The following is a 26679-nucleotide window of genomic DNA, read 5'->3' as shown; positions in this document are numbered from 1 at the left end:
TGATTGCTATCATCTCTCGACGACAATGGTTATTCTATAGGAACTTTAATCATAAGTCAAGAAAAAATTTATATTTTTTTTGTTATGTGTTAATATTTGTTAGGAAAATGAAAAAATGGCTTGATTTCATATAATAAACTAGCCTCATTATTCTAATTTTATATATGAAAAAGGAATTATTGAATGAAGAAAAAAAGCATAGTCATATTGGTAATTATTCTGCTTCTAATAATTATTTCATTAGGTGTAGGATTATTTATCTTCTATAATACGAAGTCAGATTTGGTTTATTCTGAAGTTTATGTAGAAGCTGGTACATCTGATTGCGATGTAACGGAATTTCTGAAACGAGGAGAGCCAACTGCTCATTTTACAAAGGATTCTGAATTTGATCCAAGAGTTCCTGGCGATTATGAATTAAAGATTGCCTGGGAAATGCCAGTCTTTGGAACTGTAACAGATAAGACAATTCTTCACGTTCAGGATACTGTTGCTCCAGAGGTACAGCTTGCTACCGATTCAGTAGATATGTATGTAACGGCTCAGGCACCTTCTGCGGCGGACTTGGTAGAAAGTGTTAATGATGTTACTAATTGCACTATTGATTTTGCTGAGGAATACGATTTCACAAAGGAAGGTGAATTCGAAGCTTCTATAGTAGTAACAGATGAGGCCGGAAATCAAACGGTCTGCACAGTACCTTGTAAAGTTATTGAGGACAACACTCCTCCTGAGATAAAAGGAGTAGAACCATTGCAGTTTGCTCAAGGTGATGCAGTATCTTTCAAAAAGAATATTGAGGTCGTTGATGACAAGGATGAAAATCCTACATTGGAAGTAGATAACAGCGAGGTCAATGTTGATAAGCGTGGTGTTTACAATCTTACATATATTGCCAGAGATGCCGCTGGAAATGAGACAAAAAAAACTACAACGGTAAAAATCGTCTCAGCAAAAATTTCCGAGGCTACAGAAGAAAATGTAAATGCATTAGCTGATGCAGTTCTTACAGATATTATTAAAGACGGTATGGATCAGAAGGCTCAGGCAAAAGCTGTATTCAACTGGGTGGTTAATAATATTACCTATTCAGAAACAGCAGGAATAGATGATTTATATTCAGCTGCTTATAAAGGAATGTACTATCATGTCGGAGATTGTACAGTAAAACAGAAAACGGCAGAGGTTTTACTTAATCGCCTTGGAATCAAAAATATGGAAATCGAAAAGATTCGCGATACAAGAGGCCATTACTGGTTGCTTATCGATATAGGCGAAGGCTGGTATCACTACGATCCTAATTTACAGCTCGATGGTACTTTGATATTCTATTGGCATGATGCTGATTTGTGGGCATATTCAAATGCGCACAAAAACACACATAATTACGATCCAAGTAAGTACCCTACTATACAATAAAAACTGGAGGAATTTTACAATGAAAAAGAAGCTTTTAACACTTGGAATGATTGGTGCAATGGCGCTCTCACTTGTTGCATGTGGAGGCTCATCTGACACAAAGGTAATCGAAGGTAATACAAGCTCAACAGCTACAAACAGTGAGACTGGTGCAGCGGGATTTGGATTTTCATATAATGGAGTTGAAATATCAGTAGATGCTGATGTTGCACCTGTCCTTGAAAAGCTTGGAGAGCCTAAGGAAGAATTTACATCACCAAGCTGTGCAGGGCAGGGAGATGGTCATCTTTATACATATGATGATATCCAGATTCAGACATACCCTGAAGGAGATAAAGATTTAATTCTTTATGTAGCTCTTAGAACAGATAATGTAGCCACAAAGGAAGGCATCGACTTATCTAGCTCAAAGGAAGACATTCTTGCTGCATATGGCGATCCTACTGAGGAGACTTCTAGCTCCCTCAAATTCAGACATGGTGACGTTATATTAGTGTTTATTTTTGATGGTGACAGCCTTATTTCTATCGAGTATGACAGTCTTAAGAACTAATAGAATATTCTGAAAAACAAAGGGATTTTTTAAAGCTTTGCAACTTTAGAAAATCCCTTGACTTATGAGGATTATTCCTATAGAATAACCATTGTCGTCGAGAGATGACAGCAATCAAAGCCGCTTCCAAGTTGGCTGAGATTGGCACCATTATTTTGAAGCAGAGCTTCAAAAAATGGCACTAAGCGCGAGTGGCTCAGTTGGTGGAGCACCACCTTGCCAAGGTGGGGGTCGCGGGTTCGAGTCCCGTCTCGCGCTCGATGGTTAGAGAGTCTGGAATGCTTGATAATTCAAGTTTTCTGGGCTTTCTTTTTTTGCGAAAGGAATGATTTTTGGGTGGCCCCCAGGTGTTCCCTGAGGTGTTGTACCCATCGCATCCAGTTTTGCTTTCACATCTTCTAGATAATCTTTCTGTGCATAGCTGTAGTACTTCAAGTTAGTCTCAATTGAATGTCCTAACATAGCAGCTCTATCAGCTACAGATATTCCCATTGGAATTAACACATTTGAATTAAGGGACATGCGAAAAGCGTGGTTATTAGTTACGCTAAGTCCTTTTGAACGGCATAGTCTACGAAGAAATGATGTGTAGGCTTCTTCAATAATCCATCTTCCATCTTCGTTGCAGAAGATAAATTCTGATTCAATCCCTAGTTTCTTTTGCTTTTCCTTGATTTCACCAAGTAATGATGCAATAGCATTAGTAAGTGGAAACTGTCTTCCGTCCTCAGATATGCCTTTCTCGTTTTTGGTGTAAGGAGCATAATATACTTCCTTTTTACCATCCACGTTTTGATATAATTGCTGAGCATGAATGTGGATATAGTTTTCGTGGATATCCTCCCACTTTAGCGCACACAATTCACCAACTCTGACACCAGTTTCAATAGCAAATAACATAGCATAGCCATTGATGTAATAATCACCATAACGCTTAGTACCTGAGCCAATACGATTTCTTACTTCATCCTTTAGCATCTGGATTTCCTCAGGAGAGAAAATCTTTTCTTCAGATTTAGCTTTAGAAGTATCGCATGACTTCATATAAGGTCTGTTTTTAATGTAGCTGACAGGATTTTCTACAGTTATCTTATGAATAAATGCATATTCAAAGATTAAATTGAGAATGCCCTTGAAACTAAGAAAAGTTTTCTGCTTGGGATGTGTTTCAGTAACCCATTCCTGGATGTATTTCTTCAAATCAATCTCAGTAATAGCTCTTATATCTTTTTTGGCAAAGACTTCACTGATAAATCTGTTAAAATCCCCTCTGTTCTTTTCTATAGTTCTAGGCTTCGGATTCTCAGTAGCTGCCTTTTCTTTGAGAGCAGCTTCAAATACTGATTTAACTGAAAAGTCCAACAAGCCTTCGGCATAGTAGTTGTAAAGCTTGTCGATAAGCTTATCGTAGCTTACAGCTTTAATCCTCTTACCATCAGCCATAATGGTGATATAGTAATCCTTCGGATCACCTGCGGTTGGTGTGTGATGCTTGATGTTACGTGGCTGTCCATCATTTGTTACATGATTTGAAAAGACCAGCTGATCACGTAACCTCTGTTGTTTAATGTTCAATAGTTTTAATTCATCTCTAGCACCGCTTGCATCAATGATACCTAGATTAATCTCTGAATTCAAGCTCTCTACATCAGCTTGAAGTTTGTACATTAGTTTAATAATCTCAATATTTTTTCCTTTTTGCTTCATGTATCCTCCTCCAAATAAAAAAAGGAGCAGCAAGCCGACAAAGGCTTAACTACTCCGAGCAACACATAAACAGCGATTTTCCAAAAAAAAGAATCATTGTTTATGAAAATCAAAATGTTTAGTTTTGTCTGTTTATCCGTTTATCTGTTGCTCTATGAAAAAAGGGCAACAAAAAAGGAGGAGGTCTACTTAAAAGGTAGTTCCTTCTCCTCATCATCAGTTATTGGTTTAAAATCAGGCTTTTTTGTATTAACCCAGGCTCGCTGCTTGCCATAGTCTTTGAATACATGGCTTGCAATATTCCTATAATCAGGACATTTCTGATTCATTATTTCGCCTATAGCCTTAGATTCCCATGACGCTGTGGATGAATACGGGCTATTGCCTAAAGCTTCCACATATAGCATCTTTGCACAAACGTATTCAGGCTGATTTTCTTCTATGAAATTTAGTATTGCAGTTTCCATAGGATCTTCAGGTGTATATTTTGACTGAAGCCTTACAAGCTCCTTTTGAAGTTCTTTTGTAAATGCAAGCTTGTAGTTACCACTTCTATATATCTCCATGGCTTCAGCCCACATCTGAGCGAAATAATATCTGGATTCATTTTCATTCTCCAAGATATGAGTTTCAGCTTTTTCCATATGAACTTCTATTGGAATGAATCGTCTGTTACCAGATTTGTCAGGTGGTAAAAATTGAATGGTGTTAGATGAACCTGCGAATACACATATTCTTGGATGGTCCTGTGCATACTTATCATATGGAGCTCGATATGTGTCAGATAGCCTGCTTAGGAATGCCTTAGTGTCCTCAACATATTTAGCATGTAGAATAGCTGTCATCTCAGGCATCTCTATAATCCAATGTCCCTGAAGTTTTTCAAATACTTCCTTATCACTAAGCTGCTTGATATCATCGCAGAACCAGTTATCATACATTGCTAAAAAACGAAGGAATGTAGATTTTCCTGCTCCCTGTCCACCAACAAGGCAAAGCATGTATTCAAACTTGCAGCCTGGATTAAAGACTCTTTCTATTGCGCCAAACATAAATAGCTTTAAAGCCTCTATGTTTATAGGTGTCTTTTCTACTCCCAGGAAATGACTAAGAGCTTTTTCAAGTCTTGGTTTTCCATCCCACTTAAGACCATTTAACATATCTTTTATTGGGTTATAGGAATTCTGATTTGCAACAACTCTGATAGCACGTTCTATCATTCTGTCTACGTGAAGATCATAGTTCCTTTCCAGATAAATGATGATGTTATCTATATCTGTGTCTGTAAGAGATTTTCCGTTCCTGTTCCAACCAAGATCTTTAACAATATCGATGCCTCCACTTAACTCATTTTTCTTAATAGCACCTGCCAAAAGAGAATCATTTTCCATCACTAAGGTGCAGTTATTATTTGTCTGCTTGATTTTCCCTTTAGCATCCTGTTCAAGCTTTGATGTCCATTCTTCGGATTCATCTGTATCTGTTATTAGTGTATATCCGTTGCTTTTAAAGAGTGCTTCAAGCACTTTAGTATCCTGCGGAATTAAATTCAGTGATTCGTTTTTCAATTTTAGAAACCTCCTTGTCAAATGTTTTAATAAAGTCAATTTGTTCTTTCATTGTTCCGTAGGTCAGCTCATCAATCATTGCATCGATACGGTCAAAGTTATTGAGTGCTTCCAGGAAAAGAGGATTTGCATTATCAAGATTCATATCATTTGGAACTAGTTCTCTTTTCCATTTAAGAAGTAGACCGTGATACTCATGCAAAATAAAAAGAGCATCACGACGATTCTTCGCAAATGCTCTTTCGAGTTCCTTCTTGTGTTCAATTTCCTTTTTCTTTTCTTTTACTATTGATGAATAGCTATAACTATCGCTCTTGGGATTTAAGTTAAAGTCTAAGCAGATTTTCTTTGCAGCATCAATAGGACTTAAGTTGTAAAGCTGTTGGACAATGTTAATTACATCACCATGTGCTCCACAGCTGAAGCAGTAGTAATAATCTTTATTAAGCTTCATACTAGGGTGTCTATCCTTATGAAAAAGACAGCAACACATTTTATTATTGTTGTAGTTGATACCATAAAAAGAAGCGGCTTCCTCAATGGAAACAGCTGACTTGATCTCTGTAAAATAATTCAATTGTTATTCCTCCTATCGACCTAATTCGTATTTGCGTTTTTTAGTTACTTGATGAACCGGAATGTTAGTCGCAGGCTTTTTAATCATTTCCTCTGCAATCTTTCTTATCTTATAGGCTTCACTAGCTGTTACCTTATAGTCTTTATAAAGTTGTTGCTTTTGGGATTTAGATTTCTCAAGATTGCTTAAATTAATTTTTGCAACTTCCCAGTTTGGCTTTCTGCCGTACCAATAATTATCAAGCATTCGTTTGGCTAAATGATATTTATCAAGTGCATCTCTATGTTCAGCCACATACTTCTCTTGGTTCCTCTTTAAACGAAAAGAAAACTGCTTGTCATAGATAGGTTTTGTTTCAGCCAACATTTGACGATAGCGAAATGCATCATTGATTTTAGAAATCTTTTTATCAATCTCTGAAATATCCTCCTGAAGTTCATTAACTTTTCCATATGATGCATGAACAAAATCCTTAAGTTCTTCAAAAGTGCTAATGTTGTTTTGGGATAAGAAAAATATCACAGCAGCTCTTTCTTTTAAATTTTTTACCTTTGCTTTGTTACTCCATGCATTGATATAGCGCTTGTCATAATAATCAGAAACAAGCTCACCTAGTGATGGAACGTATATTTTTTGCTTATGACATTCTTTTATGAAATTTGAGAGCCATTCAAAGATATCAATAAGGTTTGTAGATAGCTTTTTAATCATTTCATTAAAAGCCTTTATCCTACGGTTCTCATCACCGATTTCAGTTTTAATCCCCTTTGCTTCCATTGCTCTTACCTGAGGTCCTTCATGAATAGTTGGAAGTAGCTCAAGTCCTTGCGCTGAATAAGAACGATGGTCTATTTTGCAATCAAGTCCCTTTTCTTCAAATGCCTTATTAAAGATATCTGCATAAGCTTTCCTCCAGGCATCAAGCGTTTCAGGATTTCCCCAGTCAGTTGTCGGTACAGATTTAAAATCATATTTGCCATTTGGCTTTTTAATTCTTTCGCCATTCTCATCAATAAGATATTCTCGCTTTTGTTTTTCTCCCCAGGTTCCATCTTCATTAAGAGGGCGTATGGGAATGAGCATGTGAACATGTGGATTTGGGATGCCGCCATGTTTATCTGGATTATGAATTGCATAATCTACAATCATTCCTTTTGATAAGAAATTTTCCTTAATGAATTTTTGGGCAATTTCTAAGTTTTCTTCATAACTCAATTCATTTTGGAGAGAAAAATCAAAGGAGTAACACAGTTGCGCTTTAGGATGTTTTTCAATTACTTCAAGTTCATTAAATAATACTTCACGGTCATGCAATCTTTCTGGCGCATAATCAGGAAGTAGAAGTTCTGTAAAGAGCACGCCTTGCTTTTTGGTGTAATCATGGACATCGCCATAGTAGTCATCAATGAGTCTTGTTCCTGTAATATATGCATCGCTTGCCAAACAACTTTGTCCTTTTCCTCGACTAACTTGAGATACATGAAAATGATAAAGTGCCATTTAGTTTTCCTCCTTTACTTTGGCTAGTAGTTTGCTGACAAGTTCCTTCATCTTCGGATAAGAAAAAAGAGCATCACAGAATGCCATGAACTGGTTATCTGTTAGCTCTTTTGTTTCAGGAAGAAGTGATTCAATGTGACCTGCTCTTGTGCATAGTCTGTGTGTTCTTCGTTTTCTTTCCTGCTTCTTCTGATATTCAATTCTGTTTTCTAGTAAAGTGACTTTGTGCTCAAGCTGTTCACAACGCTTTAGCGTTTTTTGATGAATAGCCTCAGCTTTTTCATAATCTGATAGTGCTTTTGTTAGTTTGGAGCTAATAGTATAGCCCTCTACAATTGTTTCTTTGTTTTCCATAATATTGGTTCCTTTCAGATTTTTGTTAATAGTGTCTTGCACGATTGCCTGCAATCCCGGAGCGATAGCGAACGCAAAATCGACGAAGTCGGGAAGACTTTTGCGAAGGCAAAACGCACATACCTCTTGAAGAGGTATAGAAGTGCGCCCTTATTAAAATAAGGGGCTTTAGCAAGTCTCCACTTTGGGGCTTCTAATAGATAATACGGATAAAAACTGAGGCAGGTCTCAAATCAAACAAAGATGAAAATATTGGAGAATTATGGAAACTGAATTGGGATTTTCTTTCAAATATGAAAATGTTACAATAGGATGAAACATTCGTTTGGAGCGTTTTTATAAGGGAGATTATTAATGGATGTTATGGAATTAGATGTCTTTTTGCCTGAAGATAGACCAAAAAGACTTGAGCAATTAAGAAGAAAAAAAGGTTTAGATAAAGGTGATGTTGCTAAGGCTATCGGAGTAAGCAATGCCACCTATGGAAGAATGGAATCAGGTGGTGTAGATTCAATCACTGGAAAAAGCTTAAAAGCTTTAGCTGACCTTTATAATGTCTCTACTGACTTTATTTTAGGATTAACTGATAATCCAGAGCCTTTCTATCATGATATAGGTGAGCTTGGTTTATCTGCTGAAGCAGTCAAGCATTTGCTGACTGATAATGTAAATCCTGATGTTGTAAATGAGCTATTACTTAATAAAAACTTTCGTCAAGCAACAAAGTCTATGGCAATTTACTTTTCAGGACAGATGGATGAAACGTACAAGATTAGAAATGATTTGTTAAGCTGCACCGCTGAGTTTTTGGAAGATGAAGTTGACATCAATGAAATAACTGATGTTGAAGAATTTCAAAATGACATTAAAGAAATAAAATCTCAAAAGTTTACTGCTTCAAGATATGAATTTGACCAGATTATCCATAGAATAGAAGCTGCTGTTCGAGAAATCAAAAAGAAATCTGAGGAAGAAATAAAAGCCAATGGCCTAAATCGTACTTCTGACTTAAATAGAAAAGTATTCAATACATTCGTAGAAGAATATAAGGGGAAATCTAAGAAAAATCTATCTACTGATGAAAAGATTGACATAATGATGACTGCTACTGAAAAGTCATTATTGGAGCAGGGAGCAAATGAAAAAATGGTAAAGGCATTAAGAACACCAATAAGATGGTTCTATAAGGTGGTGGCTCTTTTTGATAAGAAATAATGAAAAGAAGCCTTACACACAATGAACGTCTAAGTCGATTTAATCAAGAGCTTTGTACCAAAATTCAATCTGGTGATGACAATGCCAAACAGCTCCTCATTCTTGCTAACAAAGGTCTTGTTATAGCAAATGCTATCCTAGTAGAAAAGGAATACTCCCTAAATTCTAATCCCTATGGAGGCTGGGATATTGAAGATTTAATACAGGAAGGATATCTAGCTCTGATAGATGCAGCACTTTCATTCTCGCCAGAAGCAGGCGCTAAATTTTCAACATACGCTACTGAAGTTATAAGAAATAAGATGCGTGATGTAGGGCGAAGAACGTTTGGAACATTTGAGAAGCATTCAGTTGATGATGGTCTTACAAATATCTTTCTGGACGATGATCCTGCTAATGGGTACAGAGATGAGTACATCGGACAGCTAACTGCTGAAGCAAGTGTTGACAGTCACCGTGATCCTACAGGTGAGTTGGCTGTTCACAGAACTATGCTCCTTAAAATGCTAATCAGATTGCAGGATTTACCTTCAGATGCGAGAAAAGTCCTCACCTATCACTATGGCTTTAGCCTGAGAGAAGGAAGGACGCTTGAAGCTACAGCTAGGCATTTTAATAAATCTAAAGAAACTGTTAAAGGTATCGAGCAGAGCAGTTTACAGCATTTGAGAGTAGCCATGAATGATTATTCGGTCACATGAAAGTATTTTATGCTCAATTTTATATAATCTAAATATAATAAATACACAAAAATAGAATAATGTGCATTAAACGCAAAAATTCGGACATTTTTCACAGAAATTCTATTGATTATTTCCATTGAAATTAACAAAAAATATCTATATATTATTTTACAACATATATGATTAGACTGAATGTTCAGACAAAAAGGAGGGGGCTTTTCGATGGGAAACAGAAGAAGTGAAATCAATGTTGTGATGTCTGAAATCTTAGAAGACAATCAGTTAATGGACATCAGCCTTGCTGACATTGTCAATAAGTCTTTTAGTGAAATCAATGTATCGCAGCAGGAAAAAATGTTAATCGAAGCTTTAAATGCTGCTGAGTAGTTTGTAGAAAGAAAAGAGGTCATTAATTTGACCTCTTTTTTATGAGGATTATATTGTGTCAGTATATGAACGTGAAATGGAAACTGAAGAGGCAATAGAACTAGCAAAACAATGCCTTGATTTCTTAAATTTAAACTATGAAATAAGTGAAAAAAAAACTATTGTTGATAGTAATGTGTCGACTTATAGTGTGATTTTAAATGGCACTGTACAGGGAAATGGAAAAGGGTATTCAAATCAGTCATTAGCAAGTGCTATTTATGAGGCAATAGAACATTATATTTATCAAAATAGTTCAAACTCTGAGATGAGTGTACCTATTTCATCAATTTGTGATGGAATAATACAAAACGAATATGCTGTAAAGGTCTTGAAAGAAAATCTATCGCCTGATGATATAATTGGTGCTACAAAATTTTTTGATGGAAACAATAAGATTTTTTTCCCAACTGCATTATGGAATGTTTATAACAATAGTATTCCTGATAAATGTGTATCTATAAAAAAATATAGCACGAATTCTGGGTGTGCAATCGGAACATCATTAAATGATGCTCTTATTCATGCGTTAAACGAGTTATTGGAAAGATATTCACTTTCTAAACATTACTATAATGTATTTATCGACCATAGTGAAAAAGCTGTATTTATTAATCCCAAATCATTATCTGCCAGTTTATTAGAATTATATAATACAATATCCGCTGAGATTGGCACAGAGATTATTATTGTTGATATTAAAACATTTGATGGTTTTTTTTGTTATCAAGTTTTTGCAGACAATCCTGGAACAGGAGTACCTTTTAAAGGGAGCGGACTATCAACGTCTTCAAGATATGCTCTTGAACGAGCATTGCTGGAATGCCTTCAAAGTTATCACCTACAGTGTGCACAGAATAAAATTGAGGATGTAACCGCACTATCGTTGTTTAAGGAGTTGAAGAAATATAATGCGATTCTTTGTCTAAAGTATGGTGCTGATATTCAATTTGCTGACTATGTTACTTCAAAAGAAATCGCTGCGGAGCAAATATATCAAGAAGAGATTAAGATAATTGAGCAGAATAAAATGAATATTAGCTATAAGATTTTATTTAGTTATAATCAAATAATTTGTGTACAAGTAATACTACATGGCAATGATAAATTTTATTTAGTTGGAAGTGGTATTCCAGTTGTCCCTAATGATTAAAAATATAATTATAAAGATGAGGACTTTAAATGCAGACAGTATATATAGAGGAGCATCAAGAAGCTTTTAAAGAAATTGTTAAGTTGCATAGAGTGAAGAAACAAAAATTTACCTTGATTCATATAGATGATCATAGTGATATGAATGAAGCTATTGTAAGTGAATCTGCAATAAATAATCTAACTGATGAATCTATTGATTTAATCTCGTATTCTCAATTGAACTATGGAAATTATATTCCTCCCCTATTGTACACGGATATTATTGAGGATGTAATTTGGATATCTAATCATAACAGTGAGAGATTTTCTGAAATATGTATAAATACTGAACAAAAGGCAAATGATTTTATTTCATTATTACCAATTAAAACGAAGGTAGCGGGAAATATCCATAAATTAATTACATGTAGAGCGGATACAAATTTAACACATATATATGATTTTTCGAATAAATCTGTAATTGTGAGTGTGGATTTAGATTATTTTGGAAGTAATGACCATTTAGGAGAACTTATTGAATTAGAAATAACACGAAATCAATTCTTTGAGTTACAAAATAATATTTATAATAAAGTTAGATGTTCGTTTGGAAGCAACTTAAATGTCTACTCAAAGGATTCTAGGTATTATGTTAAATTATTTGGGCTTGAACCAATTCCAGCATGTAAAATATCAGAAAATGAAATAAAAGCTAACTTAGCAACTTTGCGTGATTTTTTTGTTAGGCACAACTTGAATCCTGATTTAAATATCATTTGCAAATCAGAAAGTAGTGGTTATACGAGACAAGAAGTAATTAAATATTTTGTAGAAAATAGGATAAATATATGATTGAATGTAAAAATGTAAGTTATAAATATGAGACGTTTGAAAAAAAAGCGGGTCTAAAAGGTTCAATTTTGGATTTTGGTAAAAGGGAAAAAAAAGAAGTAACTGCACTAGACGATATAAATTTAAGTATTGTCGAAGGTGATATTATTGGAATACTAGGCCCCAATGGGGCCGGAAAAACAACTTTAATTAAGTTGCTTACTGGAATAATCAAACCTCAGCAGGGAACAATTGACAGTTTAGGGTGCAATCCATTTTCTAAAACTCCAAATTATTTATCACAAATTGGAGTTGTTTTAGGACAAAAGACACAGCTGATTTGGGATTTACCAGCGTTTGAAACTCTTAAAATGCTTCAAGCTATTTATAATGTTTCGAATGCTTCTTTTTCGGTTCGGTTAAAGTACTTGACAGAAAAACTTCAGATAGCAGATAAACTTTTCATACCAGTCAGAAAACTATCATTGGGTGAAAGAATAAAATTTGAGTTAGTTTGCTCAGTGATTCATTCTCCTAAAGTATTGTTTTTAGATGAACCGACTATTGGGGTAGACATTGTGAGTCAATATGCTATATATGATTTCTTGCATGAATTGAATAGTAAGGAAAAAACAACTATTATCCTAACAAGTCACTATATGAATGATATAGAAAAAATGGCTAATCGCATAGCAGTCATCATCAAAGGTAAAATAGTTAAAGAATCGACGATTGATGAAATTAGAAAAGAATATAGTACCCAAAATTGCTATATTATAGAGACTAAGGAAAATAAGATACCATTTGATGCAAAAGCATATAGAATTGAGAGAATTGAAAGTTGTAAATATAAATTATATTTGAATGAAGATTCCGAAAACATTCTAAATAATGTAAATATATCCAATATTGTCTCAATCAGGGAGGAAGTACCAAAGCTTGAAGAAATTATATTTAAGATGTTTACACAGGAGAACCAATGAATAAGTATCTAAGAATTTTATATAGTCAAATCAGTTCACAGTTGATATATAAATTTGATACTTGTGTCAAGTTGGCGTTAAAAGTTATGCAAATTTTGACAACTGTGTTTATTTGGAAAGCGATATATATATCAAATGAATATAATTATATCGGTGAGTATTCGTATAACAATATGATTATGTATATTATATTGGCAAATGTAGCTAGTGTTATTTTTTCTTTTGAACCTTGTTTTAGGTTGGGGACTCTAATACATTCTGGAAAACTTACAACTTTATTGTTAAGACCAATACATTTGCTTTATGAAAGTTTTGCCAGATATATGGGAAGTAAAATTTTAGAGGTTACAGTATATTTGATTTTGGCATTTTTTATGATTAATGCTCAAGGAGCAGATATCTTGTATGTGTTTTTTGCATTAATTTTTTTGCTATTAGCCTTTTTAATGTTTTTCATGTGTGTTTCAGTAATCTCAACAATAGGTTTTTGGATTATACAAATGTGGCCGTTAAGATCAATATTAACTGCTATTTATCTACTTATGGGAGGTTTGTATTTTCCACTTGATTTGTTACCAAAACCATATTATATGGTTTTATCAGTTACACCATTTGCTATTGTTGGACATGTTTTGACAAAAGTATTAACTTGCCAGGTGGAAAATACTTTTATTTTATATTACTGTTTAATCACATTAATATGGATAGTATTTTTATATTATATCTATAATATTTTGCTATCTAAAGGACTAAAAAAATATGAAGGAATGGGCAATTGATGAATAAGAGATTATATAAAGTTTTTATTTCGCAAAGTATTCAAGAATGCTTGGTCTATAGAAGTACCTCAATTTTTGTAGCATTGTTTGGAATTATGTTTTTTTCCATAGAAATGATAACTGGAATTATCTACTATGAGTATTCGGATACAATACTTGGCTGGACACGAAATGATTATTTTTCTTTGATATGTACATCAAATATAATTTTAAGTATGTATCAAGTGTTGTTTGTTTCTGCACATGAAAATTTATCGGATGATATTATAGAAGGAAATTTGGATTATGTTTTTGTTCGTCCGGTAAAGTCCTTTTGGTATTATGCATTATATAGGTTAGATATTCCAAGTGCGGTTAATTTAGTCATAGCAATTATTATTCAGATGGTGATTATTTCGAAGTCAAATTACTATCGCATAAATATAATTGAATATGTAATTTTTATTCCATTTGCTATGATGTTTGTATTCTTGGTAAATCAGTTAATGGTTATGTTTTCGTTTTGGAAAGAAAAAACTAATAAATTGATGGGAGTTCCAGAATCTTTAATTGATGCGTCTACGCGACCAAAGGTTATATATCCCAATAGCATAATATTTTTTTTAACATGGGTTCTTCCTTTTTTTACAGCGATTAATGGACCCGTCGAAATACTTAAAGGAAATATTAGCGTAGTGGAATTAGTTTGGTTTATTATTTTTTTGGTTGTATTATCTATTATAGTTGGGATGGTTTGGAAAAGAGGTTTGGCGAAATATGCGTCTGCAAATTAAATATGTGGATGATTTTACAAATCTCAATAATTATTGTCAGGGGTTCCCTAAGGGGTCCCCAGTAATAGTGTGGTGCTAGAGTCCCCTTTCTTTCAGTATTTTTATGGTGACGTTACAATTCAAGTCCCAACTTCTGTATGACATGAAAATGATTTAGGTGACCCCTCAGGTGTTCCCTAAGCAAATAGCGGTGCTAGAATCCCCTTTCTATCAGTATTTTAAGATAAGGAATGCGATTCGAGTCCCGTCTCGCGCTCTTTTAATACAAATTTTTAAAGGCATCCGGTTGGATGTCCTTTTTTATGTAAAAAATTCTTGCAAATTGATAAGGCATTCGTAAATAATAAACCTCAAACAACTTATACTATTACAGAATTTGGCAGGGCTCAGTTTAAAGAGTATGTGGAATTGCTTGAGAAACTTTTACGTAGTTCCGAATAGATGATGAGGGTCTTATTATCGTGAACGATCCAAACACTCCTAAGAACAGCAAGAAGCATTGGGATGTTGATATCCTTGTTTCGCAGATGAAGAGCGTGTGGAAATATTCGTATTAATAGAGGACGGTTTACAGAATGATTATAAACACAGGGCAAAGGACGGACATTCCAGCCTTTTATCCACAGTGGTTTGCCAACAGGCTGAAGGAGGGATATGTCTGCGTTCGAAATCCATATAATCCTACTCAGGTCAGCAGGTATAAGCTTGATCCTGAGGTGGTGGATGTGATTGGATTTTGCAGCAAGAATCCTGCGCCTTTCTTTAAATATCTGGATTTGCTTGAAGGCTATGGGCAGTTTTGGTATGTGACAATCACTGGCTATGACAGGGATGTGGAGCCCAATGTTCCAGACAAATGGAAGGTGATAGAGGATTTCAAATATCTGTCTGAAAAGGTGGGAATTAACTCCATAGGATGGCGCTATGACCCAATCTTTATAGATGATAAATATACGGTAGATTATCACCTGAAGAGTTTTGAAAAGATGGCTTCCGAAATGGAAGGCTACACCAAAATAGTGGTAATCAGTTTCATTGATATATATGAAAAGGTAAAGAGGAATTTTCCTGAGGCGAAGGCAGTATCGGCAGAGGATAAAGTGTTCCTTGGAAAGAAAATGGTAGAAATCGCCAGGGCTCACGACATGACAGTCAAACCTTGTGCAGAAGGGGATTTCCTGGAGAAATATGGTGCGGACTGCAGGGGATGCATGACACTTTCTGATTATGAAAATGCCATCGGCAAGCGTCTTGATCCCCCTAAGTCAAAGATGAAAACAGCCCGTGAGGACTGTGCGTGTTTCCTTGGGGCGGATATCGGTGCCTATGATACCTGCGGCCATTTGTGCAGGTATTGCTATGCAAATAATGACGTTGAGCAGGTGAAGATAAATCTGGGCCAGCACAATCCAGATTCGCCATTCCTAATGGGGAGCTACAGACCTGACGATATAATTCATGACGTCGAACAGAAATCATGGGTTGATGGCCAGATGGATATTTTTCAGTTTATTTGATAAGGTATTTAAAAGATAAAATGGAGGGACATAAAATGCAAACAGACAAGGATTTAGAGTGGGAGTTAACCTCCTGTGAGCACATAGTGGAAGATGAGTACATTGATTTTAGAAAGTGTGCATACAAGCTTCCAGATGGAACAATTTTCGAGCCATTTTATAATTACAGCAGAAGAGATTACGTTGTTATTGTTGCCACAGACGAGGAAGGAAAATACATCTGTGTGAAGCAATTCCGTCATGGTATTAATAAGGTGACTGTGGAGTTTTGTGCAGGTGGTCTCGAGCGACTTGATGGTAAAGAATACGGCAGCTGCAACGATCCAGCACAGGTAGAGGCGGCCCTTGATGCAGCTAAAAGAGAGCTTCTTGAAGAAACAGGCTATGAATCTGACGATTGGAAATACATTTTCAGAGTCCCATCAAATGCAACTATGGCAGATAACTACGCTAATATATACGTGGCAAAGAACTGTCGCAAGGTGGCAGGCCAGAAGCTTGATGATACGGAATTCTTAAATGTGCATCTATACACCAGACAGGAAGTGGATGATTTAATCAAGTCAGGGGAATTTCCACAGATGTCCCATATACTTGCACTTTTACTATCAGAAAAATAAGCATCAAAAAAGCGGGTACCAAATGGTATCCGCTTAAATTCTTTATTCTATTATCTGTTGAACGTATTAGGCGTCATGAAAATGCCCCAGGTAGCAGACTGCTCATGCATCTGATCTTCCTTCTGCTGGATACGTTCAGTTATGCTTTCAATTAAATCTTTACTAATTCCTTCGGCCTTAAGGTCCTGAAATATACCAAAATCAAACATCACAGATACCCCCTTGCAAAAGTTATAGATAAAACATTCTTTTTGCTTTATCTATAGCTATTATAACACCAGGAATAACTAAAGTGTGAAGAAAATGTGATTTAACTGTGAATTTTAAGACAAAAATAAACAACTGTCCGCGATAGGCGAACAGTTGCAAAAATCATACTAGATACTATGAAATTAGTTTAATGTTGAAAGATAGTCCTGAATAGCTGCAGTGTCAATATCATAATATTCATATGTAGCATTTTCAGCTGCAGATGTCTGAACCTTTGAATATATTGAGTAACCAACCCATGCAACAACTGCGATAGCTATGATTGAAACTAATGTAAGGCTTAATACCTCTTCAATCTTTTTCTTTCTAAGTGTTGATTTACGATTTTTCTTATCTAATTTCTTCTGATCTACCTTCTGTTGACTCATTTCTTCTCCTATTTGTCAGGCCCTAAATTTTCCCGTGGAAGACCCAACACAACTATAAAATATACTAACGCAACAGATGCGCATTTTCAAGGAAAAATCATTACTGCATGCTGTATTTTGACGGAAAAATCCCGTAATAATCTCTATTAAAACATAAAACGTTGTGATACACTTTTATTAGTGTAATTAGACTAGGATAACTATAGTTAAAGGAGAGAATTAATGAGCAAAGCTGATGTGATTTTTAAGGCTATGTGCCGTGATATCTTGGAAAATGGTACTGATACAAAGGATGAGATTGTACGACCAATCTGGGAGGATACAGGCGAGAAAGCCTATACTATCAAGCAGTTTGGTGTGGTTAATAAATACGATTTGAGAGAGGAATTTCCAGCTCTCACTCTTAGAAAGACAGCACTTAAGACAGCGATGGATGAAATTCTCTGGATTTACCAGCGCAAGTCTAACAATATCAAGGATTTGAAGGCCCACATCTGGGACGAATGGGCAGATGAAAATGGTTCAATCGGTACAGCATATGGTTATGTTGTAGGAGAAAAGTTCGAGTTTAAGGGCGAAATGATTGACCAGATGGATTATGTTTTAAAGCAGCTTAAGGAGACACCTTATTCACGCCGCATTATGACTAATCTTTACCAGTTCCATGATTTGGCTACTGGTCATCTCGATCCATGCTGCTACTCAGCTACATACAATGTTACAAAGGACAAGAACTCAGATAAGCTTGTTTTAAATATGGTGTTAAATCAGCGTTCACAGGATATCTTAGCTGCAAATAACTGGAATGTATGCCAGTATGCAATCCTTCTTATGATGGTTGCCCAGGTCAATGACATGATTCCAGGTCAGCTTATCCACGTTATTGCAGATGCTCACATTTACGACAGACATGTGGACATTATCAAGGAGCTCATCGAACGTCCAGAGCTTCCAGCACCTACCGTACGCCTCAACCCAGAGGTTAAAAATTTCTACGATTTCACAACAGATGATCTTATCGTCGAGGGTTACGAGGCAGGAGAGCAGATTAAGAACATTCCAATCGCTGTTTAAAAAGGAGAATATATGAATCTTATAGTTGCAGTAGATAGAAACTGGGCCATCGGCAAGGACAATAAGCTTCTTGTGAGCATCCCAGATGATATGAAGTTTTTCCGTGAGACTACCACAGGTAAGGTAGTAGTCATGGGTAGAAAGACACTGGAGAGCTTTCCAAATGGCAAGCCTCTTAAGAATCGAGTGAACATTGTGCTCACTCGCGATCCAGATTATCAGGTGAAGGACGCAGTCATTGTTCATTCTAAGGACGAGCTCGATAAGGAGCTTGCAAAATATGATTCCGATGATGTTTATGTTATCGGCGGCGAGAGCATTTACAGAATGCTTCTTGATGATTGCAACCGTGCATTTGTCACATATGTAGACTATACATATGATGCTGATACATTCTTCCCAAATCTGGAGGAAAAGACAGAGTGGAAGCTTGCAGAGGAATCAGAAGAGCAGACATATTATGATATAGAGTTTTATTTCAGAACATACATTAAATAGCAACCGCAAACCAGCACTTACAGTGAGGACATAATAATGGCATTGAATATTACAGGAAGAAAGTTGTTTGTTAAGGCGTTGAAGGAAGAGGGAGTAGACACTATTTTTGCCTATCCCGGAGGTATGATTACGGATATCGTGGACGAGCTATATAAGACCGAGGGAATCAGGGTCATTTTGGGTCGTCACGAGCAGGCTCTTGTACACGAGGCCGAAGGCTACGCAAGAGCTACGGGCAAGACTGCCGTCGTACTTGTTACCTCAGGTCCAGGTGCCACAAACACTATCACCGGTATCGCAGATGCCTATTATGACAGCATCCCTATGGTGATTTTTACAGGTCAGGTTCCACTTCACCTCATTGGAAACGATGCATTCCAGGAGGTTGATATTGTGGGTATGACCCGTTCTATCACAAAGTTCGGCGTGACAGTTCGCAATCGTGAGGATATGGGACGCCTTATAAAAATGGGATTCCAGGTTGCTTCTACAGGTAAGCCAGGCCCTGTTCTTATTGATATTCCAAAAGATATCCAGGTCACTTCAGGTTCTCCTGATTACCCTGACCATGTTGATATCAGAGGATATCATCCAAATGAAAATGTTCACATCGGTCAGCTTAAGAAGGCCTTCAGACTTTTAAAGACAGCCAAGCGCCCACTTATTTTAGCAGGTGGTGGTGTGCGCATTTCAGGAGCTCAGAAGGAGCTTTTGGACTTTGCCACAAAGATGAATGTTCCTGTTACTACTACTGTAATGGGTAAGGGTGTTATGCCTGAGGACAGTCCTCTGTACATCGGCAATTGCGGCATGCACGGTAGATATGCAGCAAACAAAGCTGTCACAGAGTGTGATGTGCTTTTCTCAATCGGTACCCGTTTTAACGACCGAATCACAGGCGACCTTGAGAAGTTTGCACCAAAGGCTCAGATTGTTCACGTGGATATTGCATCTGCATCTATTTCCAGAAATGTAGTTGTAGATGTTCCAGTTACAGCTGATGCAAAAATAGCATTGGAGCGACTTGTGGAATATGCCGAGGAGATGGACACTGGAAAATGGATGGACATCATCAAAAGATGGGAGAGTGAACATCCTCTTACAATGCCAGTTCCAAAGGTGGGAGTATGTCCACAGACTATTTGTGAAGCCATTAATATGGTCTTTCCAAATGCAAATATAGTTACAGACGTTGGCCAGCATCAGATGTGGGCCAGCCAGTTTATAAAAGTAAATAAAGGTCAGGAATTTATTACTTCAGGTGGTCTTGGAACCATGGGATTTGGTTTTCCAGCAGCTATCGGAGCAGCAGTGGGCAATCCTAAAAAGCCGGTTGTCCTGATTACTGGAGATGGCGGTTTTCAGATGAATATGCAGGAGATGGCTACTGCTATGACTGAGAAAATTCCTGTTGTTATATGTATATTTAATAATTCGAATCTTGGTATGGTTCGTCAGATGCAGCAGCTTTTCTATGGTAAGCGCTATGAGATTACCAATCTTGCAGCTGAGGATGGCAGCTACTATCCAGATTTCTTAAAATGGGCTGAAGGCTATGATTGCCAGGGCATCAGAGTTACCAATCCAGCGGATGTGGTACCTGCTCTCAAGAAAGCCAAGGCCAATAAAGAGGGTCCAACAGTTATCGATTTTATTGTTTCACCAGATGACTTAGTTCTTCCAATGGTAAAGAGTGGTACACCACTTAGCGACATGATACTTAAATAGCACATACAGAGGTAGAAGACATGGAAAAGATGAAAAACAGATGGATAGCTTTATACGTAGAAAATCAGGTTGGTGTACTTGCTAAGGTTTCAGGACTTTTTTCAGCAAAGTCATACAATCTTCAGACCCTTACAGTTGGCACAACAGAGCATGAGGACGTTTCCAGAATGACCATCTCTGTAAAGGCCGATGATGTGACTTTTGAGCAGATTAAAAAGCAGTTGAATGCAATGGTGGAGGTTATCAAGGTCATCGACCTTACCACTATTCCAATTCACATGAAGGAGATTCTTTACGCTACAGTTTCAGACCTTGATGTAACTGGAAAGACAGAGGCTTTTCAGATTGCTGAGGTTTTCGACAGAGGCGGTAGTGTTAAAATATGTGATATAGGCGGGGACATGGTTCTTTTTGAATGTACCCTCACAGAAAACAAAAATAATGAGCTGATTTCTCTTCTTAAATCGAGATTTAAAAAAGTGCAAATTGTTCGAGGTGGAGCAGTTGCCGTGGAGGCTATCAGCCGTTCTAACAGGTAGGACAATATGGGGGAATGTTTTAAAAAGAGATTTATATCTGTGCTGGCATTGGTAGTTGCGGTATGCCTTTGCTTTGGCAGTTCGGCGCAGGCTTCACAGTCTGAGGTGGACAGGCTGAAGGAAGAATCGAAAAATGCCACCCAAAAAGTTGATGATATCAAGAATAAAAAGAAGGAAGCTCAGGATTCCAAGGATCAGCTTCAGGGTCAGGCAGACAGTCTTGCAGGACAGATTACAAATCTAAACAATCAGATTTCCACTGTCACAGGTGAGATTTCTGAGACGGAACAGAATATAGCTGCGGTGGAGGCAGATTTGGAAACATTAAGCGGTGAATTGGACGAAATACAAAATTCACTGGATGTTCAAAAAAATGCCATGAAACTTCGTATAAAATATATGTACGAGAATAAATCTACCAACACCCTTGTAAACTACATGGAGTGTGGCTCTATGGCTGAGTTTTTGCAGCGTGTGGAGTACATGGCGCAGATTACAGCCTACGATCAAAAGGCTATAGAGAAATTCGAAGCTACCCAGAGTGCCCTTGAAGAAAAGAAGGCTGAGGTAGAGGAAAAGAATAAAGAGCTTAGTGCTTATCAGGATACTCTCCAGTCAAAGAGAAGCCAGCTTGGCTCGCTGGTTGGAAGCACCACATCGGCACTTAATACTACAAACGGGCAGATTGCAGATGCCCAAGCTGCTATCGAGGAGCTTGAAAAGCAGCTTCAGGAAGCAAAGGATTATGAGAAACGAATCCAGAAGCAGTACATGGATGCTCAGTTGGCATTGGCTCAAAAACTTGCCGGCGAGCACGGCGGATATTCTGGTGGATACAGCACAGATGATGAAGAGACATTGCTTTTGGCTGCGTTGATTCAGGCTGAGGCTGATAATCAGGGCGAGGCTGGAAGACTTGCAGTTGGATCTGTAGTTATGAACCGAGTAGCCAGCTCCAAATTTCCAAATACAATTGCCGGTGTAATCTATTCACCAGGCCAGTTTGCACCTGTCACTTCAGGTCGTGTGGCTATGATTTTAGCCAACGGTCCTAACAGCGGATGTCAGTACGCTGCATCCCAGGCGATTGCAGGTAACACCAATACAGATGCGCTGTTCTTCTTTACAACAAGCTATGCTCAGAACCTTCACGACAGACAGGTGGCAGAAGGAAAAGAGGGCTTTTTGGACAGAACAGAAGGCGTGACTATAAATGCGCACTATTTCTACAATTACAAATAGTCTGTAAATAAGTAATTGCATTGCTAACACTGTACAAATAAGCTAGAATGAATACCTAGCTTTGAAATTAAAGAAAGTTTTAATAATAATTTATAAGGAGGTCGTGTATATGGCAACACCACATAATGAAGCGCAAAAAGGGGATTTTGCAAAAACAGTTCTCATGCCGGGTGATCCACTTCGTGCTAAGTTCGTAGCAGATAACTTTTTAGAGGATGTTAAGTGCGTGAACACAGTTCGTAACTGCCTTGGTTTCACAGGTAAGTACAAGGGGGTTCCAGTTTCTGTTATGGCCAGCGGAATGGGAATGCCTTCAATCGGCATCTATTCTTATGAGCTTTTCGCGTTCTATGATGTAGAAAATATTATCAGAATCGGTTCTGCAGGTAGCTACACAGACAAGCTTAACGTTCTTGATGTAGTTATTTCTGAGAGCGCATTTTCTGAGAGCACATTTGCTAAGTTTACAAATGGAGTAGAGGAGAAGACACTTTACCCAAGCAAGAAGATTAATGATATCGCTATCGCAAAGGCTAAGGAGCTTGGTATCGATGCTAAGCTTGCTAAGGTTCATTCTTCTGATCAGTTCTACACAGCACCTGAGATGGGCGGCTGGAAGGCTGTTAAGGAACGTTGCGGTTGCGACTGCGTTGAGATGGAGAGCTTCGCACTCTTTAACAACGCAAACATGCTTGGTAAGAACGCTACATGTATGCTCACTATTTCTGATTCATTTGTTACTTCAGAGGAGATTCCAGCTGAGGAGCGCCAGAAGTCATTCACTGAGATGATGAAGCTCGCTCTTGAGACTGCTATTGCTCTTTAAAAGACATTAAAATCACGGGCACCCAGTAAAGTTCATTACTGGGTGCTTTTTTTTGACTCAATTTCATGAATAAATTGTGAAAAATTCATATATGAAAAATTTGTGAAGTATGTTAAAATGTCTAACGTTTAGGAATAGTTAAGAAATTCTTTCAATTCTACTAGACGATTCAATTCACTTGAAGGGGAGTTCATTCCAAAACATACAAGAAATTTAATAGAATTTAGGTTCAATAGATGATACGCATTACTATACTTCCAGTTATATTATTGGTGATACTTTTTGTTACGGGTATATTTTTTCTGACGCGCAAAAAGCGTTGGTTTAAGGCTTTAGGTGTACTTCTTATCATAGTTTCCCTAGCAGGGGCTATAGAGGGAATATATCTATATGTTCATAGCATGAAGGCTTTAAAAGCCATTGCCAATCAGACAACAGAGATTACCACCTACGGAATATATGTATTAGAAGATGCAAAGATAGAAAATGTAGAAGGTCTTGAAAAAAAGACTGTTGGTTTTTCAAAAGATGTAACCACTGACGACCTGTCTGAAGCATTAAAGGAATATACATTTAAACTGAACTCTTACAGTAGTCAGCTGGAATTAATTGAAGGTTTAAAAAACGAGGAATGCGTCGGAGCTGTTCTCAGTACTTCCTATATTAATATGCTCGAGGATAACGAGGTTGATGTAGGCTTGGGAGTGGAGCTTCGATTATTGGAGGAGATTAGCATCGAAAAGGTTGTTGAGAACCCGGTTGTTGTTACTCCTAAGGAACCATTTGTAGTTTATATCAGTGGAAAGGATACCTGGGGCCACATCTCAGTACCTAGTCGTTCTGATGTAAACATTTTGGCTGCAGTTAATCCAGAAACAAAACACATTTTACTTGTTTCTACACCAAGAGATTATTACGTTCCATTATCTATAGCAGGTGGGGCTATGGATAAGCTTACCCATACTGGTATATACGGAATTGATGTATCAGAAGAGACCATGGAGAATCTATACGGAATAGATATAGATCACTATTTCAAGGTTAACTTTAGTGGGTTCGAAGGTCTGATTAACGCCATGGGTGGAATCACGGTTTGGTCAGACTATGAGTTCGATGTTGAGAATATTGGACATTTCAGCAAGGGCGAAAATCACTTAATGGGATTGCCAGCATTAGCGTTTGCCAGAGAACGCTATTCATTCCCACGAGGAGATTTAGTTCGTGGTGAGAACCAGATGAATGTAATTCAGTCTGTTGTCCAAAAGATGACTTCAAAAAGCATTTTAAAGAATTACGGAAATATTCTTAAAGAATGTGATGGCACTTTTGCCACAGATTTTTCGTCAGGAGAGATAGCTGATTTTGTCGCATTTCAATTATCTAATCCTGGTGAATGGAACATTGAAAAGTTGAGCGTTGGGGGAACAGGAGCACATTCAAGTGTTTACTCTCTTGGAAAGAGGGCGTATGTTATGTATCCAAACGAAGAGGATATTAACAACGCAAGAGAGCGAATACAGGAAGTTTTGGACGAGGAATAACGGGAGAAATATTTGTGAAAGCATTAATCGTTTCGTCTGTGTATGGCTTTTTGTCGAAATTTGAACGACAAAATGTTGAGCTTTTGGAAGGGATGAATATCGAGGTTCATTACGCATCTAATTCGAAAAACATTGTGTATGAAGATGATGAGGATGTTTTAAAGCAGTTAGGTGTGATTTATCATGACATTCCAATTACTCAGTCAATAGCAGATATCTTGGCTAATTTGAAAGCCACTGTAGCCTTAAGGAGGCTTATTAAAAGGGAAAATATAAATATTATTCATTGTCACACGCCTATAGGAGGCATGGCTACAAGACTTGCCTGCCTTGGACTTAAGGACGTGTACGTGATTTATACTGCCCACGGGTTCCATTTCTATAATGGAGGCTCTAAATTTCGCAATAGTATTTATTATTTGGCGGAGTATTTACTCAGTAGAAATACAGACGCTATTGTCACAATTAATCATGAAGATGAAAGTGCGGCAAAGACCATGTGTGCGGACACAGTCTATCGCATACCTGGCGAGGGAGTAGATTCAAGTTATTACTGTCTCACTGACGAAGAAGAGAAAATCAGGGAACGTGAAAAATTAGGCATCAAAAAAGAAGACTTCTTCATTATCAGTGTTGGCGAAGTAAGAAAGAACAAAAATCAGAAGAAGATTGTCGAGACTATTCGCTACTTTAAAAACAATAATCCAAAGGATTTAAATATTCTTTACGGTATTATTGGTAGCGGTAATCAGGAACATGCATTAAAGAAATACGTTAAGAAATACGGTTTAGAATCCAATGTCAGATTTTTTGGCTATGAAGTAGACATCAGAAAGTTCTTAAAAGCAGCTGACATTATGGTTTTCCCTTCTATTAGAGAAGGTCTTGGCATGGCAGCTCTCGAGGCAATGTTTACAGGTCTTCCTGTTGTTGCATCAAGCAACAGAGGTTCAAAGGAATACGTAAAGGAAAAGACAAACGGTCTCCTTGTTAGTGAAGACACTGTAGATGCTTATGCAAGAGCAATCCAGCGTATGTATTTATACAAGCAAGAGCATGAGAGATATAACAGAGAAAATATTAGAAACTCTGTTACATCCTTTGAAAAATCAGAATCTGAAAAAGTTATGAGAAAGGTTTACGAAGATGCCTGCAGTAAGTGTATTGTTTCCGGTTTATAATTGTGAAAACACATATTTGAGAAAGGCTATTGAGTCTATGCTGAATCAGTCTTTCGATGACTTTGAACTCATCATTTTTGATGATGGTTCTACTACAGATGTGAAGAGTATCATCGAGGACTATTTAGAGGTGGATCCAAGAATTGTTTATATCAGGGAGGAGCTACATCACGGCCTGGCTTACGGATTGAATGCCATGGTAGCCCTTTCCAAGGGGAAATATCTTGCGAGAATGGATGCTGATGATATCAGTGCTCCATACAGACTTGAAAAGGAATTTACATTCTTAGAGGAGCACCCTGAGTATGGATTTGTCGGTGGCAATCTGGTTCTTATAGATGATGACGACAATGTTTATGGAGCCAGAAAGTACCCAGAGAAGCCAGACGAAAAGGACTTCTTAAAGTTCCAGCCATATGCTCATCCTACAATCATGTTCAGAAAGAGCGTTTTAAATATGGAAAATCCATACGGCTCTCCTGACAGACCACGCAGAGGTGAGGATTACGAGTTGTTTATGAATCTGACAGCAGCGGGAGTCAGAGGATACAATCTCCAGGAGAATTTGCTCTATTACAGAGAGACTATAAACAGCTACAAGCGAAGAACATTAACAGATCAGGTGGCAGAAGTTACCATCAGATGGAATGGATTTAAGAAAATGGGATTGAATCCATGGCGTGAAATTGGATATGTTGTAAAGCCGATTGCTGTTTGGATGGTTCCTGACAAGATCGCATTCAACATAAGAAATGGATCTCGCGCTTAAGGAG

Annotated in this window: 29 protein-coding genes and 1 tRNA gene; 23 read left to right on the top strand and 7 right to left on the bottom strand. The window is 37.2% G+C overall.

What is annotated here, in order from left to right; genetic code table 11:
• Positions 1 to 183: 183 nt before the first annotated feature.
• The 3 genes from G592_RS0101740 (at position 184) to G592_RS0101730 (ending at position 2230) form a co-directional block, all read left to right on the top strand.
• The gene (locus G592_RS0101740) at positions 184 to 1419 is read left to right on the top strand and encodes a transglutaminase domain-containing protein (protein WP_028246290.1); all 1236 of its coding nucleotides are present in this window, start codon (positions 184 to 186) and stop codon (positions 1417 to 1419) included.
• A gap of 19 nt (positions 1420 to 1438) precedes the next feature.
• Positions 1439 to 1972 (top strand): hypothetical protein, encoded by a 534-nt coding sequence (locus tag G592_RS0101735; protein ID WP_028246289.1) that lies wholly within the window; start codon positions 1439 to 1441, stop codon positions 1970 to 1972.
• 185 nt (positions 1973 to 2157) lie between these two features.
• Positions 2158 to 2230: transfer RNA gene (locus G592_RS0101730), tRNA-Gly, on the top strand.
• A 6-nt stretch (positions 2231 to 2236) separates the two neighbouring features.
• Here G592_RS0101730 and G592_RS0101725 read toward each other — a convergent pair.
• From G592_RS0101725 to G592_RS15310, 5 genes are all read right to left on the bottom strand, one after another.
• Positions 2237 to 3679, bottom strand: coding sequence for a tyrosine-type recombinase/integrase (locus G592_RS0101725; RefSeq protein ID WP_028246288.1), 1443 nt, complete (start codon positions 3677 to 3679; stop codon positions 2237 to 2239).
• Positions 3680 to 3864: 185 nt separating this feature from the next.
• A complete protein-coding gene (locus G592_RS0101720) occupies positions 3865 to 5247 on the bottom strand; it encodes a virulence-associated E family protein (RefSeq protein WP_242830134.1) in 1383 nt (460 codons plus the stop codon).
• Positions 5207 to 5824 carry a CHC2 zinc finger domain-containing protein gene (locus G592_RS15320; RefSeq protein ID WP_051194708.1) on the bottom strand — a complete coding sequence of 206 codons (618 nt, stop codon included), beginning with the start codon at positions 5822 to 5824 and terminating at the stop codon, positions 5207 to 5209. The genes G592_RS0101720 and G592_RS15320 overlap by 41 nt, the downstream gene beginning before the upstream one ends.
• 12 nt (positions 5825 to 5836) lie before the next feature.
• Positions 5837 to 7324, bottom strand: a complete 1488-nt coding sequence (mobQ, locus tag G592_RS15315) for a MobQ family relaxase (protein WP_051194707.1) — start codon at positions 7322 to 7324, stop codon at positions 5837 to 5839.
• On the bottom strand, positions 7325 to 7678 hold the full coding sequence (locus G592_RS15310; protein WP_051194706.1) for a DUF3847 domain-containing protein: 354 nt from the start codon (positions 7676 to 7678) through the stop codon (positions 7325 to 7327).
• Between the two features lie 354 nt (positions 7679 to 8032).
• On the opposite strand from G592_RS15310, the gene G592_RS16830 reads away from it, so the two are divergent.
• The 11 genes from G592_RS16830 to G592_RS0101655 all read left to right on the top strand — a co-directional run bounded on the left by G592_RS16830 (position 8033) and on the right by G592_RS0101655 (position 16639).
• Positions 8033 to 8893: a helix-turn-helix domain-containing protein gene (locus G592_RS16830; RefSeq protein WP_051194705.1), complete on the top strand. Its 861-nt coding sequence runs from the start codon at positions 8033 to 8035 to the stop codon at positions 8891 to 8893.
• On the top strand, positions 8893 to 9594 hold the full coding sequence (locus G592_RS0101695) for a sigma-70 family RNA polymerase sigma factor (protein WP_015548222.1): 702 nt from the start codon (positions 8893 to 8895) through the stop codon (positions 9592 to 9594). The genes G592_RS16830 and G592_RS0101695 overlap by 1 nt, the downstream gene beginning before the upstream one ends.
• Positions 9595 to 9798: 204 nt before the next feature.
• Entirely contained in the window at positions 9799 to 9963 is a 165-nt protein-coding gene (locus G592_RS17465) for a hypothetical protein (protein WP_015548221.1), read from the top strand.
• 55 nt (positions 9964 to 10018) lie between these two features.
• Positions 10019 to 11155: a YcaO-like family protein gene (locus G592_RS0101685; protein ID WP_028246286.1), complete on the top strand. Its 1137-nt coding sequence runs from the start codon at positions 10019 to 10021 to the stop codon at positions 11153 to 11155.
• A 29-nt stretch (positions 11156 to 11184) separates the two neighbouring features.
• On the top strand, positions 11185 to 11988 hold the full coding sequence (locus tag G592_RS0101680) for a UPF0489 family protein (protein ID WP_015548220.1): 804 nt from the start codon (positions 11185 to 11187) through the stop codon (positions 11986 to 11988).
• Complete coding sequence (locus G592_RS0101675; protein ID WP_026653608.1) at positions 11985 to 12950, top strand: ABC transporter ATP-binding protein; 966 nt, start codon at positions 11985 to 11987, stop codon at positions 12948 to 12950. Before G592_RS0101680 ends, G592_RS0101675 begins: the two co-directional genes overlap by 4 nt.
• A complete protein-coding gene (locus G592_RS0101670) occupies positions 12947 to 13729 on the top strand; it encodes an ABC-2 family transporter protein (RefSeq protein WP_028246285.1) in 783 nt (260 codons plus the stop codon). The genes G592_RS0101675 and G592_RS0101670 overlap by 4 nt, the downstream gene beginning before the upstream one ends.
• Entirely contained in the window at positions 13729 to 14502 is a 774-nt protein-coding gene (locus G592_RS0101665) for an ABC-2 family transporter protein (RefSeq protein ID WP_026653665.1), read from the top strand. Before G592_RS0101670 ends, G592_RS0101665 begins: the two co-directional genes overlap by 1 nt.
• A gap of 315 nt (positions 14503 to 14817) precedes the next feature.
• A complete protein-coding gene (locus G592_RS18115) occupies positions 14818 to 14943 on the top strand; it encodes a transcriptional regulator (protein ID WP_081660281.1) in 126 nt (41 codons plus the stop codon).
• Positions 14944 to 15077: 134 nt separating this feature from the next.
• On the top strand, positions 15078 to 16019 hold the full coding sequence (locus G592_RS0101660) for a DUF1848 domain-containing protein (protein ID WP_028246284.1): 942 nt from the start codon (positions 15078 to 15080) through the stop codon (positions 16017 to 16019).
• Positions 16020 to 16054: 35 nt separating this feature from the next.
• Positions 16055 to 16639: an NUDIX hydrolase gene (locus tag G592_RS0101655; RefSeq protein ID WP_051194704.1), complete on the top strand. Its 585-nt coding sequence runs from the start codon at positions 16055 to 16057 to the stop codon at positions 16637 to 16639.
• Between the two features lie 50 nt (positions 16640 to 16689).
• Here G592_RS0101655 and G592_RS17460 read toward each other — a convergent pair whose 3' ends face one another.
• Both G592_RS17460 and G592_RS0101645 read right to left on the bottom strand, forming a co-directional pair.
• Positions 16690 to 16848 (bottom strand): hypothetical protein, encoded by a 159-nt coding sequence (locus tag G592_RS17460; RefSeq protein ID WP_155942134.1) that lies wholly within the window; start codon positions 16846 to 16848, stop codon positions 16690 to 16692.
• Between the two features lie 183 nt (positions 16849 to 17031).
• Positions 17032 to 17277: a hypothetical protein gene (locus G592_RS0101645; protein ID WP_028246282.1), complete on the bottom strand. Its 246-nt coding sequence runs from the start codon at positions 17275 to 17277 to the stop codon at positions 17032 to 17034.
• A gap of 222 nt (positions 17278 to 17499) precedes the next feature.
• Between G592_RS0101645 and thyA the strand changes: the two genes are divergently transcribed.
• From thyA to G592_RS0101600, 9 genes are all read left to right on the top strand, one after another.
• Positions 17500 to 18351 carry a thymidylate synthase gene (gene thyA, locus G592_RS0101640; protein WP_028246281.1) on the top strand — a complete coding sequence of 284 codons (852 nt, stop codon included), beginning with the start codon at positions 17500 to 17502 and terminating at the stop codon, positions 18349 to 18351.
• A 12-nt stretch (positions 18352 to 18363) separates the two neighbouring features.
• Positions 18364 to 18849 carry a dihydrofolate reductase gene (locus G592_RS0101635; protein WP_028246280.1) on the top strand — a complete coding sequence of 162 codons (486 nt, stop codon included), beginning with the start codon at positions 18364 to 18366 and terminating at the stop codon, positions 18847 to 18849.
• Positions 18850 to 18885: 36 nt separating this feature from the next.
• Positions 18886 to 20577 carry a biosynthetic-type acetolactate synthase large subunit gene (gene ilvB, locus G592_RS0101630; protein ID WP_242830133.1) on the top strand — a complete coding sequence of 564 codons (1692 nt, stop codon included), beginning with the start codon at positions 18886 to 18888 and terminating at the stop codon, positions 20575 to 20577.
• Positions 20578 to 20606: 29 nt separating this feature from the next.
• Complete coding sequence (gene ilvN, locus G592_RS0101625; RefSeq protein WP_028246278.1) at positions 20607 to 21116, top strand: acetolactate synthase small subunit; 510 nt, start codon at positions 20607 to 20609, stop codon at positions 21114 to 21116.
• A gap of 6 nt (positions 21117 to 21122) precedes the next feature.
• Complete coding sequence (locus tag G592_RS0101620; protein ID WP_028246277.1) at positions 21123 to 22358, top strand: cell wall hydrolase; 1236 nt, start codon at positions 21123 to 21125, stop codon at positions 22356 to 22358.
• A gap of 109 nt (positions 22359 to 22467) precedes the next feature.
• The gene (deoD, locus tag G592_RS0101615; RefSeq protein WP_028246276.1) at positions 22468 to 23184 is read left to right on the top strand and encodes a purine-nucleoside phosphorylase; all 717 of its coding nucleotides are present in this window, start codon (positions 22468 to 22470) and stop codon (positions 23182 to 23184) included.
• A gap of 401 nt (positions 23185 to 23585) precedes the next feature.
• The gene (locus G592_RS15300) at positions 23586 to 24725 is read left to right on the top strand and encodes an LCP family protein (RefSeq protein ID WP_051194703.1); all 1140 of its coding nucleotides are present in this window, start codon (positions 23586 to 23588) and stop codon (positions 24723 to 24725) included.
• 14 nt (positions 24726 to 24739) lie between these two features.
• On the top strand, positions 24740 to 25906 hold the full coding sequence (locus tag G592_RS0101605; RefSeq protein WP_028246275.1) for a glycosyltransferase: 1167 nt from the start codon (positions 24740 to 24742) through the stop codon (positions 25904 to 25906).
• Positions 25872 to 26675, top strand: coding sequence for a glycosyltransferase (locus G592_RS0101600; protein ID WP_028246274.1), 804 nt, complete (start codon positions 25872 to 25874; stop codon positions 26673 to 26675). Before G592_RS0101605 ends, G592_RS0101600 begins: the two co-directional genes overlap by 35 nt.
• Positions 26676 to 26679 lie beyond the last annotated feature (4 nt).

Source organism: Pseudobutyrivibrio ruminis CF1b (assembly GCF_000424005.1).
GTDB classification, from domain to species: Bacteria; Bacillota; Clostridia; order Lachnospirales; family Lachnospiraceae; genus Pseudobutyrivibrio; species Pseudobutyrivibrio ruminis_C.
Note: the sequence above shows the minus strand (reverse complement) of the source record. Positions and strands in the feature narration are given on the sequence as shown.

Excerpts from the sequence above, each read along its gene's own strand:
- G592_RS0101740 (WP_028246290.1), top strand. The coding sequence starts at position 184 with ATGAAGAAAAAAAGCATAGTCATATTGGTAATTATTCTGCTTCTAATA.
- G592_RS0101680 (WP_015548220.1), top strand. The coding sequence starts at position 11,185 with ATGCAGACAGTATATATAGAGGAGCATCAAGAAGCTTTTAAAGAAATT.
- G592_RS0101620 (WP_028246277.1), top strand. The coding sequence starts at position 21,123 with ATGGGGGAATGTTTTAAAAAGAGATTTATATCTGTGCTGGCATTGGTA.
- G592_RS0101600 (WP_028246274.1), top strand. The coding sequence starts at position 25,872 with ATGCCTGCAGTAAGTGTATTGTTTCCGGTTTATAATTGTGAAAACACA.
- G592_RS0101660 (WP_028246284.1), top strand. The coding sequence starts at position 15,078 with ATGATTATAAACACAGGGCAAAGGACGGACATTCCAGCCTTTTATCCA.
- G592_RS15310 (WP_051194706.1), bottom strand. The coding sequence starts at position 7,678 with ATGGAAAACAAAGAAACAATTGTAGAGGGCTATACTATTAGCTCCAAA.
- G592_RS0101725 (WP_028246288.1), bottom strand. The coding sequence starts at position 3,679 with ATGAAGCAAAAAGGAAAAAATATTGAGATTATTAAACTAATGTACAAA.
- G592_RS0101645 (WP_028246282.1), bottom strand. The coding sequence starts at position 17,277 with ATGAGTCAACAGAAGGTAGATCAGAAGAAATTAGATAAGAAAAATCGT.
- deoD (WP_028246276.1), top strand. The coding sequence starts at position 22,468 with ATGGCAACACCACATAATGAAGCGCAAAAAGGGGATTTTGCAAAAACA.
- G592_RS0101670 (WP_028246285.1), top strand. The coding sequence starts at position 12,947 with ATGAATAAGTATCTAAGAATTTTATATAGTCAAATCAGTTCACAGTTG.
- G592_RS16830 (WP_051194705.1), top strand. The coding sequence starts at position 8,033 with ATGGATGTTATGGAATTAGATGTCTTTTTGCCTGAAGATAGACCAAAA.
- thyA (WP_028246281.1), top strand. The coding sequence starts at position 17,500 with ATGAGCAAAGCTGATGTGATTTTTAAGGCTATGTGCCGTGATATCTTG.
- G592_RS0101655 (WP_051194704.1), top strand. The coding sequence starts at position 16,055 with ATGCAAACAGACAAGGATTTAGAGTGGGAGTTAACCTCCTGTGAGCAC.
- G592_RS0101735 (WP_028246289.1), top strand. The coding sequence starts at position 1,439 with ATGAAAAAGAAGCTTTTAACACTTGGAATGATTGGTGCAATGGCGCTC.
- G592_RS17465 (WP_015548221.1), top strand. The coding sequence starts at position 9,799 with ATGGGAAACAGAAGAAGTGAAATCAATGTTGTGATGTCTGAAATCTTA.
- G592_RS15300 (WP_051194703.1), top strand. The coding sequence starts at position 23,586 with ATGAAGGCTTTAAAAGCCATTGCCAATCAGACAACAGAGATTACCACC.
- G592_RS0101635 (WP_028246280.1), top strand. The coding sequence starts at position 18,364 with ATGAATCTTATAGTTGCAGTAGATAGAAACTGGGCCATCGGCAAGGAC.
- G592_RS0101665 (WP_026653665.1), top strand. The coding sequence starts at position 13,729 with ATGAATAAGAGATTATATAAAGTTTTTATTTCGCAAAGTATTCAAGAA.
- mobQ (WP_051194707.1), bottom strand. The coding sequence starts at position 7,324 with ATGGCACTTTATCATTTTCATGTATCTCAAGTTAGTCGAGGAAAAGGA.
- ilvB (WP_242830133.1), top strand. The coding sequence starts at position 18,886 with ATGGCATTGAATATTACAGGAAGAAAGTTGTTTGTTAAGGCGTTGAAG.
- ilvN (WP_028246278.1), top strand. The coding sequence starts at position 20,607 with ATGAAAAACAGATGGATAGCTTTATACGTAGAAAATCAGGTTGGTGTA.
- G592_RS0101675 (WP_026653608.1), top strand. The coding sequence starts at position 11,985 with ATGATTGAATGTAAAAATGTAAGTTATAAATATGAGACGTTTGAAAAA.
- G592_RS0101695 (WP_015548222.1), top strand. The coding sequence starts at position 8,893 with ATGAAAAGAAGCCTTACACACAATGAACGTCTAAGTCGATTTAATCAA.
- G592_RS17460 (WP_155942134.1), bottom strand. The coding sequence starts at position 16,848 with ATGTTTGATTTTGGTATATTTCAGGACCTTAAGGCCGAAGGAATTAGT.